The organism is uncultured Mycobacterium sp. (genome assembly GCF_964249325.1).
GTDB lineage: Bacteria > Actinomycetota > Actinomycetes > Mycobacteriales > Mycobacteriaceae > Mycobacterium.
Map to the genome: position 1 here is coordinate 1 of NZ_CAXUCH010000091.1, position 16,243 is coordinate 16,243.

Below are 16,243 nucleotides of genomic sequence, written 5' to 3' on the forward strand. Positions count from 1 at the left end.
CCTGTATGCTTTGCATCTTCATCGCGTTTGTCCTTGAACTGGCAGTCCTTCGTCCACGAGCGGCGATCAGGCACTGCCGACAGATACTTAGGTGACGGAGACCGGGGCGGTGTTGCCACGTCGCATCGCGTCAGGTTGCGCGCTTATGGCAGGTTGCCTGGACCACCTACGGCGTGGAGGACAGGGATGCGCGAGTCTGCGGACGGGAGCGGTGGAAAGGCCGCATGTGGCTCCGCCTGGTACCAGTACGCTACGGAGAAGAAGTTATCCGAACGGGCGTTCTGGCCGCCGTGCTCGATCGTGGCTTTGGAGCTTTTGCTAAAGGGGACGGGAGCGTCGTTGTGAAAGCGGTAGACGCTGGAGCGTGAACCTGCCAGCTCGTCACCCACGACTGGTGCACCGTACAGGAGATTGAGCCGCGCGCCACCAACGGCAGTCCGCCGGTATTCCTCGACGGGTCCCGACTGCGCCGACCGCTCGCGCCTCGGGCGTAGGCCGCCACCAACCGGGGCGGGAAGACACCCAGGATGCAGAAGACCTCTCCCAGCTTTTCTCTCCCGCGGCGGCGGAGCCGCCCGTCGACAGGCTGTTGTAGTCCAGGTAGTAGGCGGCGTCGGCCAGACGGCCCCAACCGGTGAGGGCCTCTTGCACGATGCGCGCGTCGAGGGCCCAGAGGTCTAACGACCATCCGACGAAGTTGGCGGCGGCATAGACTATGGCGAACACCCCCCGAACAGCGTGACCGCGAACGGCCGGACAAACTCTCCGGAGGCCTTGGCACTTGCCGTTTTGATGAATCCCCGCGGTCGTCGGGCGCTACCGGATCGTCCACGCTCGGGCTGCTCTCCATCCGGCTTTCCGCGAAGTACCAGAGGAGAAGAATGACCAGATCGACAGCTGCGGCGCCTGCGAGCAGTCCGAGGTCGCCCCAGAAACCGGTACCGCCCACCTCCCATCATGGGAGTTGCGTTTAGTGTGACGGCGGGTGCGCCCGGCATAGCCCCTCGCTATCGGCCACATATCAACCCAAGTTGTGGACCATATATTTGGTCCGCAACCGCCGAACCGGTGTGTTTGGCGGCGGGCAGTGATTGACGGTGAAGAGACGCGGAGCTAGTGTCTGAACAAATATTAGGTTGAATGACGGCCCGGGTACTGCTGCGCCGACGGAGGTGATATGTCCTACGAGAGCACCGCAGAGCCGATCAAAATCGGTTACCTGTTCGACTTTCTGCTGCCCGACGGCTACCCGCAGGAGATGCGGGACGATCTGAGCCAGCCGTTCGATCTGGTGTTCAGCGAAGGCGTGAAGCAGGGGGTTATCGACCGTCCGGTGGGAATCGTCCACCGGGAGGTGGAGGGCCTGCCGAAGGGAACGGTCAAGGCGGTGATCGACGCCTACGGTGAGCTGGTCGATGAGGGCTGCCTTGTTGTCTTCGGTCCGCACATCAGCGAGAACGCCGTGCCGACACGTGAGGCGATCGAGGAACGCTTCCGGGTCCCGGCGATCAACGTATGCGGCAGCGACGACTGGCTGGGAGAGTGGACCTTCTCGTTTCCGCAAGCATCGATGACCGATGAACCGATCTTTTGGTCCGACATGCTTGCCAAGGGCGGCCACAAAGGAGGCCCTGGAACGGGTGAAGATGTTGCCCGCCGCGGCCGGCGCACCGGGCACCCGGGTTTCGCTCGGAAAGTGGACCCGCCGGGCCTGGATGGGTGCCGGCTATCTGGTCGCCCGAACGCTGGATCCTGACGGCGTTAATTCTCATCTTGTCGACCGCTTTGGTGAGGAATAGCGAATGACCACAGAGCAGACCCAGCCGTCTTCGAAGCCGTTTGCCGACACTCGGACCGCAGCACCGAAGAAGCGGTCACTGACCACCGCGGCGTGGATTGTCGTCGCCGGCGCAGTGATCGCCGTCATCGCTTATTACGCGCGAACCGGTGCCGTCTCCGACCGCATTCGCAACCCGAACGTCACTGGGGCACCTCGCCCGGTGCGGCCGCTGTTCGCCTATACCCATTGGCTCGGCTTCCTCCAGCACGTCTTCACGATCGGGACCATGCTCGCCGTCATTGTGGCGTTCGTGGTGGCCTGGCGGCGCCACCCGCGTCACCCCGTCCTGCTGATGGCGATCGTGACTACGTTGATCGTCTGGCAGGACCCGATCATGAACTGGGCGCCGTACGCCGTTTATAACCCGCAGCTTTGGCATTTCCCCGAAGACTGGCCTTTGGTTTCACTGTCACCGACGGTCGAGCCTTTCGTCGTCATTGGATACGTCCTCTTTCAGTTAGGGCCTTACTTCCCGGCCATCTGGATCCTGCGCCGAGTTCAGGCCCGCCGTCCGGTCGACTCCTTTGTGTGGCGCCATCCACTCATCTGTATGGCGGGACTCATCTTCGTCATCGGCTTCATCGTCGATGCATTCCTGGAGATCACGCTCGTCCGCACCGGGATGTACATCTATTCGCAGGTGATTCCGTGGCTTTCGGTATTCCCCGGTAAGCCTTGGCAATTCCCGTTGATCTACGAGTCGGCGCTCGTCACGCTGGTGATGATCCCCGCGGGTGTGCTGCTGTATCGCGACGACACCGGCCGCACGGTAGCCGAGAAGCTCGCGCAACGGGCGCGGATATTCGCGGGGCGGCCGACCCTGGGCATGTTCGTGGTGATGCTTGTCATCATCAACGTCGCGTACTTCGGGTACGGCCTGAGTTTCGCCGTCGTCAAGTGGAGCAGGGCCGCGACCTCCGTGGCCTGCCCGTGGCCGTATCCGGAAGCCAAAGTCTATGATCCCCAAGGCTTCTACGAAAAGAACGGGCAACCAGGCCCGTACTCGATGGGAATTTGGTCGACGTGGATGAGCGGCCAGCCGCACGGACGTCCCCAGGTGCAGCCGCCAGCGAACGGGGGACGGTGCTCGCCGCCATGAGTGAGCCACGCAGCCTCGTCATCACCGGCGCATCGCGCGGCCTGGGCTTCGCTTCCGCGGCCTACCTCTACAAGCAGGGATGGCGCGTCGTTGCAGCCATGCGCTCACCGGAGCCAGGACTCGAGAAACTGCGGGCGGCGACGGGCGCCCACCCCGACGATGCTCGCTTGATCGGTGTCCAACTCGACCTCACCGATTCGGCGTCGATCGCAGCCGCCGCTAAATCGATCGAGGAGGCCGTCGGTGCTCCGCATGTACTTGTGCATAACGCGGGAATCTCGGCAGCGGGAATGGTCGAAGAAGTGCCGATCGACTTATGGGAGCGGATGTTTGCGACTCACCTGTTCGGACCTGTCGCGCTGACCAAAGCGCTGTTGCCGGCGATGCGGAGCGCGGGTCGTGGCCGGATTGTGGTGGTCTCCAGTCAGGGTGGCGTGCGCGGCATGCCGTCGATCGCCGCCTACTCCGCCGCGAAGGGGGCACTCGAACGGTGGGCCGAATCGCTGGCGGGGGAGGTGGCGCCGTTCGGGTTGGAGGTCACCGTTTTGGTGACCGGGACATTTGTCACCGACATCATCACCGACGCGGGAACATCAGACTACCGCGACTTCAGCGGCCCTTACGCCAGATTTCACCCGACGATCGATCGGCGCGGTCGGTTCGCAATGCGCCTTGCGAGGCCGCCCGAACGATTCGCACGGGGACTCGCTAAAGCCCTCGACAACGATCGAGCCCCCTTCGCCCGGCATGCAGTAGGTATCGACGCCCGAATGCTGTTGTACGGCAATCGACTTCTGCCAGCTGGAGTTCTACATCAGGTGATCCGCGTGGCGATGGGCATTCCGCCCCGCGGAGCCCTGCGCAACCCACTCAATACAGGAAGTGAGAACAATGGCTGACGCTGCGAAGGTTCGGTTTGAGCCCAAGATGATGATCGACGGCAAGCTGGTCGACGGCGAGGCGGGCGCGTTCACCAACATCAATCCGGCCACCGAGGAGGTGCTGGGCGAAGTTGCCGACGCGTCGAAGGCGGACATGCACCGGGCCATCGACGCGGCGCGGCGGGCCTTTGACGAAACCGACTGGCCAACGAATCGGGCTTTCCGCAAAGCCTGTCTCGAGCAGTTCCAGGAAGCGCTGGAGGCCCAGAAGGAAGCGCTGCGTGAAGAACTCATCCTCGAAGTCGGTTGCCCCCGGGCGATTACTTACGGCCCACAGCTGGATGCTCCGCTCGCCGATGGGCTGAGGTACCCGATCGGGTTGATCGACAAATACCCCTGGGAGATAGACCTTGGCGACGCGGTGGTAGCCGTGACCGGTCAGATGACCACCCGCAAGGTGTGGCGCGAACCGGTGGGTGTGGTCGGCGCGATCGTGCCGTGGAACTTCCCCTTCGAAGTCACCATCCACAAGCTCGCCCAGGCGCTGGCGACCGGCAACACCGTCGTGCTGAAACCGGCGCCCGACACCCCGTTCAACGCGACGCGGCTCGGGCGCCTTATCGCCGAGTCCACCGACATCCCGCCCGGTGTAGTCAACGTCGTCACCGCCTCGGACCACCTGGTGGGCGAAGAGCTCACGCTGTCGCCCAAGGTTGATCTGATCTCGTTCACCGGCTCGACTGTCGTCGGGCAGCGGATCATGGAAAAGGGTGCGGCGACGATGAAGCGCCTGTTCCTCGAGCTCGGCGGGAAATCGGCCACCATCGTGTTGGAGGACGCCGATTTCGGGTTGGCGTGTGCGATCGGCATCGCGCCGTGTATGCACGCCGGCCAAGGCTGCGCCAACCCGACGCGGTTGTTGCTGCCCCGGTCTCGGTATGACGAGGGGGTAGCCACCCTCAAGGCGATGTACGAGAATGTCTCCCCGGGAGACCCGCAGGATCCTGGAACCCTTTGCGGTCCGGTTATTTCCGGCAAGCAGCGCAAGCGCGTGGTCGGCTATATCCAAAAGGCATCGACGAGGGCGCCACCTGCCTGGTCGGCGGCACCGAGCCACCGGCCGGATTCGACAAGGGATTCTGGGTCAGGCCAACGCTTTTCGTCGACGTCGACAACTCGATGACGATCGCGCAGGAAGAGATATTCGGCCCGGTCCTTGCCGTCATTCCGTTCGAGGACGAGGACGACGCGATTCGCATCGCCAACGACAGCAGGTACGGGCTGGCCGGCAACGTGATGTCGGGTTCGGTCGAACATTCGCTGGCCGTAGCTCGCCGGCTACGGGCCGGATTCATCGGCGTGCAGGGCGCCGCACCCTACGGCGCCGACACGCCGTTCGGCGGTTACAAGTACAGCGGCATCGGCCGCCAGAACGGAATCGCCGGGTTCGACCAATACACCGAGATCAAATCGGTCGGCTATCCCGCAAGCTGAAGCAGACGCACTAGTGGATCTGTTTGACGACCTCGAGGATTTCGGGAAGTTCGATGATGTGGTGTCCGGGGATGTCCGGGACCCATACACCGGGCTCGCCCTGATGCGGCGCGAACAACCGGTACAACGCCTGGACACATCGACCATGCCGCACGAAGAGTCCAAGCCCGTCTTCATGGTGTATCGCCATGAAGAGGTCCAGCAGATGCTGCGGGACAACGAGACGTTCTCGTCCGCGATCATCATCGACACATTCGGTGACGCGTTGGGCAAGCACGTCATGCTCGGGATGGACGAACCGGAGCACGGCCGCCACAGGGCCCTTGTCTCCAAAGCCTTTTTCGCAAAAGGCATTGGCCCGCTGGGAGCACGAACTCGTCGCACAGGTGGCAAATCAGCTGATCGACCGGTTCGCCGATCGGGGACATGCCGATCTGAGAAGCGAATTCACGTTCCCATACCCCACCCAAATCATCGCCGGCCTTATCGGTTTGCCGCGCGAGGACTATCCGCAGTTTCAGCGCTGGTCCGTCGCGTTGCTGAGCATCCTGTTCGAGCGCGAGCGGGGACTCGCCGCGTCAGAGGCACTGCGGGAGTACTTCATCCCGATCCTCGCCGCCCGGAGACAGCAGCCCCGAGACGACCTGATCAGCGGCCTCGTCCAAGCCGAGATCGACGGTGAGAGGCTTTCCGACGAGGAGATCTTCTCGTTCTTGCGCTTGCTGCTGCCGGCCGGCGTCGAGACCACGTATCGCTCGCTGGGCAATCTGCTGCTTGCGCTGCTGTCCAACCCTGATCAGCTCGACGCAGTCCGCGCTGATCGGTCGCTGATTCCGCAGGCAATCGAGGAGGCGATCCGTTGGGAGCCCCCACTGCTCACGATCACCCGTGTAGCTACCCGCGACACCGAGCTCGGAGGTGTTCCCATCCCTGCGGGCTCGGCGGTCATGCCGGTGCTGGGCGCTGCCAACCGGCAGGAGGACCGGTATCCCGACCCCGATCGTTTTGACATCTTCCGCCAGCCGCGGGCGCACATCGGCTTCGGCCATGGAGTCCACGTGTGTTTGGGGATGCACTTGGCCCGGCTGGAAATGCGCGTTGCGCTCAACCTGCTATTCGATCGCTTGCCTCATCTGCTCCTGGATCCCGAGGGCGACGATCCACATATCCGGGGACAGGTATTCCGTTCGCCGACATCGCTTCCCGTGTTGTTTGGGACAACGGGGTAGCGGGCGTGATGGTGAGTGACTTTGATTTCAACCCTCTCTAGTGAATATCGCCGAAGACGTTTCTGGCCATGGGTCCGCAAAGTGGGACCCTGAGCTCACGAAGCGGTTGATCAATGCGTTGGGGCCCATCGCAAAACGGTGGTTTCGCCCCGCGTGCACGGCCTGGAGTCGTTGCCGCCCACCGGTGGCGCGCTGGTGGTTTCCAACCACTCCGGCGGCATGCTGACCGCTGACGTGCTGATCTTCGCCTCGGCGTTCTACGCCGAGTTCGGTTACCAGCGCCCTCTCTATACCCTCGGTCATGACGCGCTTTTCGGCGGACCGTTTGTCGGACTGGGGGGCCGGGTGGGCCTCATCCGCGCCGACCGAGACACCGCCACCAAGGCGCTGCGCTCGGGTGGGATTGTGCTGCTCAGGACCAACAGCTCGTAGTTCTGCTTGGCGATCGCCGTGCTTAACGAGGTCAGCCGCACCCGTTCCAGCGGATCGCCGATGTGCACCGGTAGCGACACCGCCATCCCGCCCAGCTCGTTGCCGGTGATCCGCTCCCGTCACATAGGTTTTCTTGAGCGCGGCCATGGTTGGCCCCGGCACCTCGGCCACCTGCGCCGCCAACTCGACGGCCCGGGCCATCAGCCGGTCGTGCGGCACCACCTCGGTCACCAGCCCGATCCGCCCGGCTCGGGAGGCGTCGATCACCTCGCCGGTCATCGACAGCCGTCGCGCCATCGCCGCGCCGACCAGCTGCGGCAGTCGGGCCGTCATCCCGCCGCCGGGCAGAAAGCCGACGCGCGCATGAGTATCGGCGAACACAGCGCGCTCTGAGGCGATCAAAAAGTCGCAGCCCAAAGCCATTTCGAGGCCTTCGGTGAAATCCGGGCCGTTGATCGCCCCGATCATCGGTGTCGCGATCTCGGCCACCTTGGTGATGCAGTTGTGCGTCTGGTAGCGCTCGAAGTACGACATGCCTTCGCGCTGCGCCTCCTTCAGGTCCACGCCGGCGCAGAAGGCAGGGTCGACGCCGGTGAGCACCACTGCGCGCACCGACGGCTCGGCGTCAGCCTCGCACAAAGCGGCATAGAGCGATTCGATCAGCCCGACATTCAACGCATTTCGCGCTTCTGGACGGTTCATGGTCATCACCCGCACCGCGCCATCATCCTCGACGAGAACCCACTGCCGGGTCGTCATGGTCATCCCACGAACTGCGCGGCCCGCTCGACCAAATCCAGCAGCGGCTGCGGGAAGATGCCCAACAGCACTGTCACCGCCGCGCACACCGCGATCGCCGCCTTGGTCCACGCGCCGGGGTTCACTACGTGCGGGGCTTCGGCGGGCGGATCGGTGAAGAACATCAGCACGATCACTCGCACATAGAAGTACGCTGCGACGCCGCTGGCGATCACACCGATGATCACCAACGGCACCGCGCCGCCTTGGGCGGCGGCCTTGAACACGGCGAACTTGCTGACGAAGCCGCTGGTCAGTGGAATACCGGCGAACGCCAGCAGGAACATCGAAAACAGCAGGCCGGCAATCGGTGAGCGGCGGCCCAGCCCGCCCCAGCGGGTCATGTCGGCGTCTTCGTCGCCGTCGGCGCCCCGGACCAAACCGACGACGGCGAATGCGCCCACCGTACTGAAGCTGTATGCGACCAAGTAGAAGAGCGTCCCGGAGATACCAGCCGGGACAGCGGCGATCACACCGGTCAGGATGAATCCGACGTGCGCGACCGACGAATACGCCAGCAATCGCTTGACGTCGTTTTGGTTCACCGCGGTGACGGTGCCGACCGCCATGGTCAGGATCGCGATGCCCCACAGCATGGGCCGCCACTGGTCGTGCAGCGGCGGCAGCGCGACGTATACCACCCGCATCAGCGCCCCGAATGCGGCGACTTTGGTGGCTGCGGCCATGAATCCGGTGATCGGGGTCGGCGCGCCTTGGTAGACATCGGGAATCCAGGAGTGGAACGGCACCGCGCCGACCTTGAACAGAAGGCCGACCGCCAGCAGCGCTACGCCGATCAACGCCATCGAGTTGTCGTGGTGCTGGGCCAGCCCATCGCGGATACCGGCCAGGGTGAGCGTGCCGGTCGCGCCGTAGAGCAGCGCCACACCGTAGAGGAAGAACGCCGACGAGAAGGCGCCCAGCAGAAAGTATTTCACCCCCGCCTCCTGGGAGAGCAGGCGGCGATGCCGGGCCAGCCCGCACAGCAGATACAGCGGCAGCGACAGCACCTCCAGCGCGACGAACATCGTCAACAAGTCGTTGGCGGCCGGAAACACCAGCATGCCGCCGACCGCCAGCATCGTCAGCGGAAACACCTCTGTCTGAGCAAGCCCAGCCTGAACCGCTTGGCGCTCAGCAACGCTGTCGGGAACCGCGGATGCCTGCGGGGTGAAAAAGTCCAATCCGGCGCGCCGCGCGACGGTGGCGGCGCCGGGGCCGACGGGGGCGTTCGTTACGGCGCTGCGCTCGGCGATGAACAGGATGGCCAATATGGCGACCAGCAGCACCGTGCCCTGCAGAACCAAGGTCGGGCCGTCGATTGCCACTGCCCGCATCACCGCGGTCTGACCCGAAGCGGGAATTCTCCTGCCGACCAGGACGTCTGCGACGAATGCGCCAACCAAGCCGGCCAGGGCCAGCGTCACCTGGCTGGCATAGCGGAAGCGTCGCGGCAGGAACGCCTCGACCAGGACACCGACCACCGCGGCCCCGAAGACGATGAGCATCGGCGACAGCGCGAAGTACTCGACACTGGGCGTGGGCATGCTCATCGGTGCGGTCCTTCAGCTGTTTTGTGGTCGCGCACCGCCGTGACCGGAACCTTCGGTGCCGGATCGTGCTGGCCGGTGGTGGCCATGGTGTGGCCGACCGCGGGATTGATGATGTCCAGCAACGGTTTTGGATAGATCCCGAGAATCAGCAGCAGCGCGATCAGCGGCGCGACGACGACGACTTCACGCGGTACCAGATCACGGATCCGTTCGTTGCCCTGCGCCACCGGTCCGTTCATCACCCGCTGGTAGAGCCACAACATGTAGACCGCCGAAAGCACCAGCGCGGTGGACCCGAATGCCGCCGCCAACCAGTAGCGGTTGAAAGTTCCCAGCAGCACCAGGAATTCGCTGATGAAGGGCGCCAGCCCGGGCAGCGACAGCGTCGCCAGCGCCGAAACCAAGAACGTCCCAGCCAGCATCGGCGCCACCTTCTGCACACCGCCGTAGTCGGCGATCGAGCGGGTGCCGCCGCGTGCGATCAGGAATCCTGCGATCAGGAACACCGCAGCGGTGGACAGACCGTGGTTGACCATGTAGAGCGTCGAGCCGCTTTGGCCTTGGGTGGTCATCACGAAGATGCCGAGGATGATGAACCCGAAGTGCGAGATCGAGGTGTAGGCGATCAGGCGCATGATGTCGGTCTGCCCGATAGCCACGATCGCGCCGTAGATCACCCCGATGACGGACAACACGACGATCAGCGGACGGAAATAGGTTGAGGCGTCAGGGAAAAGCTGAAGGCAATAACGCAGCATGCCGAAGGTGCCGACCTTGTCCATCACCGCCATCATCAACACCGCGGTCGCCGGCGGCGCCTCCACCGCGGCGTCGGGCAGCCAGCGGTGGAACGGCCACAGCGGGGCTTTGATCGCGAACGCGAACATGAACCCGAGGAACAGCGCCTTGAGCACCGCAGGGTCTACACCCAGACGGCCCGACGACACCGCGTCGACGATCGTGCGGAAGTCGAAGGTGCCGCCGATGTGTTGCGCTGTCACGACATACAGCCCGATCACTGCGGCCAGCATGATCAGTCCGCCAAACAGGTTATACAGCAAGAACTTCACCGCGGCCCTCGACCGCCCGGCGCCGTGACCGAACCCGCCGATGAGGAAGTACATCGGGATCAGCATGGCTTCGAAGAACACGTAGAACAGCAGCACGTCCAGCGAGATCAGCGAGATCAGCACCATCGCCTCGACGGTCAGCGTCAATGCGACATAGGCGTGCACACCCCGGCTCCGTTCGCCGCCCTCGTTCCAGCCGGCCAGCATCAGCAGCGGCACCAGCACCGCACTGAGCAGCACCAGGACCACAGCGATGCCGTCCACCCCGAGGGTGTAGCCGGCGCCGAAAGCCGGTATCCACGGGTGCTTTTCCACGAACTGGTACGGCGCGCCGCCGGGCCGGAAGCCGACGGTGATCACAATCGCCAGCGCCAGCACCGCCACGGCGACGGTCAGCCCGAGCCACTTCGCGAACTGACGCCACCCCGGCGGCACGATGATCACCAGCCCGGCGCCGGCCAGCGGCACCAGCCACAAAACGCTGAGCCAGGGAAAGCTCATCGGGAGGCTCGTCACCACAGCTGCACCGCCAGGATCGCCGCGGCAACCAGTACCGCGCCCGCGAACATCGATAGCGCATAGTTGCGGGCGAAGCCAGTCTGCAAGCCCCGCAGCCGGTCCGAGATCCAGCTCACCAGCGCCGCCAACCCGAGAACCGAGCCATCCACACCCCTGTTGTCGATCTCAACCAGCGCATCGGTCACTTGCCCGCCCGGGCGCATGAACACCTCCTCGTTGAAGGCGTCGCCGTAGAGATCTCGGCGCGCGGCCACGGTCAGCGCCGACACCTTCTCCGGTGCCGCTTCCGGCACAGGGCGCGTGCCGTACATCCGGTAAGCCACCATGATGCCGGCACCGACGACGGCCAGGGTCATGAGGCTGGTCAGCCACACCGGGGTGGGGTGGCTGGCTTCGTGCATCCCCACAACCGGCTCCAGCCAATTCCGCAGCGCGCCACCCGCCACCAGTAGGCCGCCGGAGAACACCGATCCGACAGCGAGCAGGATCATCGGCCAGGTCATCACCCGCGGTGCCTCATGTGGATGCGCCCCGTCAGCCCAACGCTTTTCGCCGAAGAACGTCATGAGCATGACCCGCGTCATGTAGAACGCGGTGATCCCGGCGCCCAGCATGGCCGCCCCACCGAGAATGGGGCCGCGGACCGCGCCGCCTGCCAGCGCCGCGTCGATGATGGCGTCCTTCGACCAGAAACCGGCGAACGGCGGGATCCCGATGATCGCCAGATACGCCAGCCCGAAAGTGGCGAAGGTGACCGGCAGGACGGTGCGCAGCGCGCCGTAGCGGCGCATGTCCTGCTCGTCGTCCATCGCGTGGATCACCGCACCGGAACCCAAGAACAACCCGGCTTTGAAAAAGCCATGGGTAAGCAAGTGCAGGATCGCGAACGCATAACCGGCCGGGCCGAGACCGGCGGCCAGCACCATATAGCCGATCTGGCTGATCGTCGACGCCGCCAGCGCCCGCTTGATGTCGTCCTTGGCGCAGCCGACGATCGCACCGAACAGCAAGGTCACCGTCCCGACGATCACCACTGCCAATTGAGCATCGGGGGAGAGGTTGTACAGCGGGTTGGACCGCACGATCAGATACACACCGGCGGTCACCATGGTGGCGGCGTGGATCAGCGCGGATACCGGGGTGGGACCTTCCATTGCGTCAAACAACCAGGCCTGCAGCGGAACCTGTGCCGACTTGGCGCACGCGCCCAGCAGCATCAGCAACCCGATCGCGGTCAGCACGCCGCGTCCGGCGCCCGGCGCAGCGGAAAACACCCCGCCGAACGTCAGGGTTCCGAAGTTGGCGAACATCACGAACATGGCCAGCGAAAGCCCGATATCGCCGACTCGGTTCATTACGAACGCCTTCTTGGCTGCGGTGGCCGCCGACGGCCGCTGATACCAGAAGCCGATCAGCAGGTAGGAGGCCAGGCCGACGCCTTCCCAGCCGACATAGAGCCCCAAGTAGTTGTCGGCTACCACGAGCAGCAGCATGGCGGCCAGGAACAGGTTGAGGTAGGCGAAAAACCTTCTGCGGTCCGGGTCTTCGGCCATGTAGCCGATCGAATAGATATGGATCAGCGACCCGACGCCGCTGATCAGCAGCACGAAGCAGATTGAGAGTTGGTCGATCTGCAGCCCGAAGTCCACGTGCAACCCGGCGACGGGCACCCAGCTGAACAAGTTCTGGTGGATGGCGCGGTCGTCACCTGGCCGGCCGAACATGTTGGCGAGCAGTGCCACGCCCACTCCGAACGCCGCGACGGCGGCGGCGCAGCCCAGCAGATGGCCGAAGGGGTCGGTTCGCCGGCCACCGAGAAGCAAGATCGCGGCACCCGCCGCCGGAAGTGCCACGAGCAGCCAGGTGAGATGTGTCATCGCGTGGCCTACCCCTTGAGCAGATTTGCGTCGTCGACCGAAGCGGACTTGCGGGTGCGGAAGATCGTCATGATGATCGCCAAGCCGATGACGACTTCACAGGCAGCCACCACCATCGTGAAAAACGCGATCATCTGCCCGTCGAGGTGTCCATGCATCCGCGCGAACGTGACGAACGCGAGGTTGACGGCGTTGAGCATCAACTCGACGCACATGAACATCACGATCGCGTTGCGCCGCAACAGCACTCCTGCCGCGCCGATGGTGAAGAGCAGCGCCGACAGGTAGAGGTAGTTCAGTGGATTCACGACTCACCGTCCGGATCTGCGCCGTCGCCCGAGCCGACGGTGCGCTGCTGGAGCACTTGCGGCACCGACAGTTTCGACGGCGAGCCGTCAGGCAACCGCGCGGCGACGTCTACCGCGTTGTGGCGGGCGTAGACGCCCGGGCCCGGCAGCGGGGTGGGATATCCGCCGGAACGGAAACGTTCGATCGCCAACTCCCGCTGGGTCTTACGCCGCTCGAAGCGCTCCTTATGCGTCAGCACCATCGCCCCGACAGCTGCGGTGATCAACAATGCGCTGGTGAGCTCGAATGCCCACAGGTAGCGGGAAAAGATCAGCGTCGCCAGTCCGTTGACGTTGCCGCCGGCGTTGGCTTTGCTCAGCCCGACGAAGGTTGTGGTTGTCGCGGCGCCGCTTCCGGCGATCAGCAAGATGCCGAATCCGACACCCGCGATCACCGCGGCGACCCGCTGGCCGCGCAGTGTCTCCACCAGAGATTCCGCGGAGTCAACGCCGATCAGCATCAGCACGAACAAGAACAGCATCATCACCGCGCCGGTGTAGACCACCACCTGCACCACGCCTAAGAACACCGCGTCTTGGACCATATAGAACACCGCCAGGATGATCATGGTCATCGCCAGAAACATCGCCGAGTACACGGCGTTGGCGGCCATCACCATTCCGACCGCGCCGATGAGCGCCAGCGCGCCTAACACCCAGAAGGTCACCGCCTCACCGGTCGAGGTGCGGGTAATCGCGTCGGTGGCCAGCCCGCTGGCCAGCACCGCCGTCACCGCACACCGCCCGTCTGTTGCCGATGGTGCTCAACATGCTTGTCGCGCAAGCCTTCCGCGGTCACATTGCCGAGGTAGTAGTCGATGTCGGTGGCGCCCGGCGCCCGGGGGTGCGGCGGTGGCGTCATTCCCGGCTGCAGCGGGGCCAGCAGCCGATCCTTCTCGTAGATCAGGTCGGCTCGGTTGTCGTCGGCCATCTCGTAGTCGTTGGTCATCGTCAACGCCCGGGTCGGGCACGCCTCCACGCACAGGCCGCAACCAATGCACCGCAGGTAGTTGATCTGGTACACCCGCCCGTAGCGTTCGCCCGGCGAATACCGTTCTTCTTCGGTGTTGTCGGCGCCTTCGACATAGATGGCGTCGGCCGGGCAAGCCCAGGCGCACAACTCGCACCCGATGCACTTCTCCAGGCCGTCGGGATACCGGTTGAGCTGATGGCGGCCGTGGAAGCGCGGCGCCACCGGACCGGGGTGCTCCGGATACTGTTCGGTGATCGGCCGTTTGAACATCGTGCTGAACGTGACACCGAATCCGGCGATCGCGTCCCAGAATTTAGCCATTCGAATCCTCCTGGGTCGCTGCGACCAACGCATCGCCGGGCAACGGCGGTGTCGGGAACGCCGGTTCGGGGACCGGCTTTTCGGCCGGTGCGCCGGTGCGCGGGCGGTCCTGCTCGCGGGTTTCCAAGCCGAATAGTGGTCTTCGCAGCAACAGCAGCAGCGCCACGGCGACAACAGCGCTGGCGATCACCAGCATCGGGGTCCAGTGCGGATAGCCGTGGTTTCGCAGGCTGCGGATGATCGCTGCGATCATCGCCCACACCAGCGACACCGGAATGAGGACCTTCCAGCCCAACGCCATGAACTGGTCGTAACGCAGCCGCGGCAACGTGGCCCGCAGCCAGAAATACACGAACAGGAAGGTCCATACCTTGGCGGTGAACCACAGCACCGGCCACCAGCCGCTGTTGGCGCCGTCCCACATGTTCAGCGGCCAGGGGGCATGCCAGCCGCCGAAGAACAGGGTCGCGGCCAACGCCGACACGGTTGTCATGTTGATGTACTCGGCCAAATAGAACATCGCAAAGGTCAGCGAGGAGTACTCGGTGTGAAAGCCCGCGACGAGCTCCCCTTCGGCTTCCGGCAGATCGAATGGGGCGCGGTTGGTTTCGCCGACCATCGACACCAGGTAGACCAGGAATGACGGCAGCAGCAGGAACACGAACCACACCCGGTCTTGTGCGGCGACGATCCGCGATGTCGACATGGTGCCGGCATAGAGGAACACGGTCGCGAATGCCAGACCCATGGCGACCTCGTAGGAGATCACCTGCGCGGTGGAGCGCACCCCACCCAGCAGCGGGTAGGTCGAACCCGACGACCAACCGGCGAGCACGATGCCGTACACCCCGATCGCCGACAGCGCCAGGATGAACAACACCGCCACCGGTAGATCGGTCAGCTGCAACGATGTGCGGTGGCCGAAAACCGAAACCTGGGGCCCGAACGGGATGAACGCAAATGCGGTGATCGCCGGGATGGTCGAAATGATCGGTGCGAGTAGGTAGACCGGGCGGTCGACGCCGGCGGGCACGATGGCCTCCTTGAGCGCAAGCTTGATCCCGTCGGCCAGGCTCTGCAGATATCCCCATGGACCCACGCGGTTGGGTCCGTACCGCATCTGCATGCGGCCCAGGAGCTTACGTTCCAGCAGGATAGCCGCCAGCACGGTGAGCAGCAGGAACACGAACACGGCGATCGCCTTGGCCAGGATCAGCCACCAGGTGTCATGCCCGAATGGGGTCATTGGCGCCGCTCCTCCTCATCGCTCCGCTCTGCAGCGTCGCCGGCGTGGTTCATCTGCGCCGCTCCTCCTCATCGCTCCGCTGAAGCATCGTCGCCGGCGCGTCATGAGCGCACTCCGATTTGTACGAGGCTGCCGGATGTCACCCCTAGTTGCAGGTGCACCTCTGAATTAGGCGAATTCAGCGGCAACCACACCACGTGTTCGGGCATGTCGGTAATCGCGAGCGGCAGCGTGATCCCGCCGCGCTCCGTGCGCACGGTGACCAGATCGCCGTCTGCCGCGCCGATTTCGCCCGCCGACTCGGCCGAGAGCCGCACCACCGGGATGCGAGCCGTGCCGGCCAGGTGCGGTTCGCCATCTTGCAAGCGGCCGCGGTCGAGGAGTAACCGCCAACCGGTCAAGACGGCCTCGCCCTGCCCGGGCTGCGGTGGCTTCGCGGCGGAAACAGTGGGATCGGAGGCGAATTCGCCGTCCCACGAGCCGAGCTCGATCAGCTCGTCGCGGGCCGCCTCGGCGGTCGGCAGCCCCAGGTCCACACCCATTTCGTCGGCCAGCCTGTCGAGC

12 protein-coding genes and 5 pseudogenes are annotated in these 16,243 nt (G+C 64.6%); 6 read left to right on the plus strand and 11 right to left on the minus strand.

What is annotated here, in order from left to right; translation table 11 throughout:
* Window positions 1-143 precede the first annotated feature (143 nt).
* Window positions 144-389 (minus strand): DUF2961 domain-containing protein, encoded by a 246-nt coding sequence (locus tag ACFE99_RS13160; protein WP_375485931.1) that lies wholly within the window; start codon window positions 387-389, stop codon window positions 144-146.
* Between the two features lie 788 nt (window positions 390-1,177).
* Here ACFE99_RS13160 and ACFE99_RS13165 point away from each other — a divergent pair.
* The 6 genes and pseudogenes from ACFE99_RS13165 (at window position 1,178) to ACFE99_RS13190 (ending at window position 6,975) form a co-directional block, all read left to right on the plus strand.
* Window positions 1,178-1,799: pseudogene (locus ACFE99_RS13165) on the plus strand (hypothetical protein).
* A 3-nt stretch (window positions 1,800-1,802) separates the two neighbouring features.
* Window positions 1,803-2,939 (plus strand): spirocyclase AveC family protein, encoded by a 1,137-nt coding sequence (locus tag ACFE99_RS13170; RefSeq protein WP_375485933.1) that lies wholly within the window; start codon window positions 1,803-1,805, stop codon window positions 2,937-2,939.
* The gene (locus tag ACFE99_RS13175) at window positions 2,936-3,838 is read left to right on the plus strand and encodes an SDR family oxidoreductase (RefSeq protein ID WP_375485935.1); all 903 of its coding nucleotides are present in this window, start codon (window positions 2,936-2,938) and stop codon (window positions 3,836-3,838) included. Before ACFE99_RS13170 ends, ACFE99_RS13175 begins: the two co-directional genes overlap by 4 nt.
* Window positions 3,831-5,314, plus strand: a pseudogene (locus ACFE99_RS13180) (aldehyde dehydrogenase family protein). Before ACFE99_RS13175 ends, ACFE99_RS13180 begins: the two are co-directional and overlap by 8 nt.
* Window positions 5,315-5,327: 13 nt before the next feature.
* Window positions 5,328-6,543: pseudogene (locus ACFE99_RS13185) on the plus strand (cytochrome P450).
* Window positions 6,544-6,738: 195 nt separating this feature from the next.
* Window positions 6,739-6,975, plus strand: coding sequence for a hypothetical protein (locus tag ACFE99_RS13190; protein WP_375485950.1), 237 nt, complete (start codon window positions 6,739-6,741; stop codon window positions 6,973-6,975).
* On the opposite strand, the pseudogene ACFE99_RS13195 reads toward ACFE99_RS13190, so the two are convergent.
* From ACFE99_RS13195 to ACFE99_RS13240, 10 genes and pseudogenes are all read right to left on the minus strand, one after another.
* A pseudogene (locus ACFE99_RS13195) lies at window positions 6,966-7,091 on the minus strand (WS/DGAT domain-containing protein); the annotation flags it as partial. The gene ACFE99_RS13190 and the pseudogene ACFE99_RS13195 overlap by 10 nt on opposite strands.
* Window positions 7,087-7,734: pseudogene (locus ACFE99_RS13200) on the minus strand (enoyl-CoA hydratase); the annotation flags it as partial. The pseudogenes ACFE99_RS13195 and ACFE99_RS13200, both read right to left, overlap by 5 nt.
* A 2-nt stretch (window positions 7,735-7,736) precedes the next feature.
* Window positions 7,737-9,326: an NADH-quinone oxidoreductase subunit NuoN gene (gene nuoN / locus ACFE99_RS13205; RefSeq protein ID WP_375485937.1), complete on the minus strand. Its 1,590-nt coding sequence runs from the start codon at window positions 9,324-9,326 to the stop codon at window positions 7,737-7,739.
* Window positions 9,323-10,897 (minus strand): NADH-quinone oxidoreductase subunit M, encoded by a 1,575-nt coding sequence (locus tag ACFE99_RS13210; protein WP_375485939.1) that lies wholly within the window; start codon window positions 10,895-10,897, stop codon window positions 9,323-9,325. Before ACFE99_RS13210 ends, nuoN begins: the two co-directional genes overlap by 4 nt.
* A gap of 11 nt (window positions 10,898-10,908) precedes the next feature.
* On the minus strand, window positions 10,909-12,792 hold the full coding sequence (gene nuoL, locus ACFE99_RS13215; RefSeq protein ID WP_375485942.1) for an NADH-quinone oxidoreductase subunit L: 1,884 nt from the start codon (window positions 12,790-12,792) through the stop codon (window positions 10,909-10,911).
* An 8-nt stretch (window positions 12,793-12,800) separates the two neighbouring features.
* A complete protein-coding gene (gene nuoK, locus ACFE99_RS13220) occupies window positions 12,801-13,100 on the minus strand; it encodes an NADH-quinone oxidoreductase subunit NuoK (RefSeq protein ID WP_083086179.1) in 300 nt (99 codons plus the stop codon).
* On the minus strand, window positions 13,097-13,861 hold the full coding sequence (locus tag ACFE99_RS13225) for an NADH-quinone oxidoreductase subunit J (RefSeq protein WP_375485952.1): 765 nt from the start codon (window positions 13,859-13,861) through the stop codon (window positions 13,097-13,099). The genes nuoK and ACFE99_RS13225 overlap by 4 nt, the downstream gene beginning before the upstream one ends.
* An 8-nt stretch (window positions 13,862-13,869) precedes the next feature.
* Window positions 13,870-14,433 carry an NADH-quinone oxidoreductase subunit NuoI gene (nuoI, locus tag ACFE99_RS13230; RefSeq protein ID WP_375485944.1) on the minus strand — a complete coding sequence of 188 codons (564 nt, stop codon included), beginning with the start codon at window positions 14,431-14,433 and terminating at the stop codon, window positions 13,870-13,872.
* Entirely contained in the window at window positions 14,426-15,679 is a 1,254-nt protein-coding gene (gene nuoH / locus ACFE99_RS13235) for an NADH-quinone oxidoreductase subunit NuoH (RefSeq protein WP_375485946.1), read from the minus strand. Before nuoH ends, nuoI begins: the two co-directional genes overlap by 8 nt.
* 101 nt (window positions 15,680-15,780) lie before the next feature.
* The coding region (locus ACFE99_RS13240; protein ID WP_375485948.1) for a molybdopterin dinucleotide binding domain-containing protein at window positions 15,781-16,243 on the minus strand (463 nt) is incomplete at its 5' end.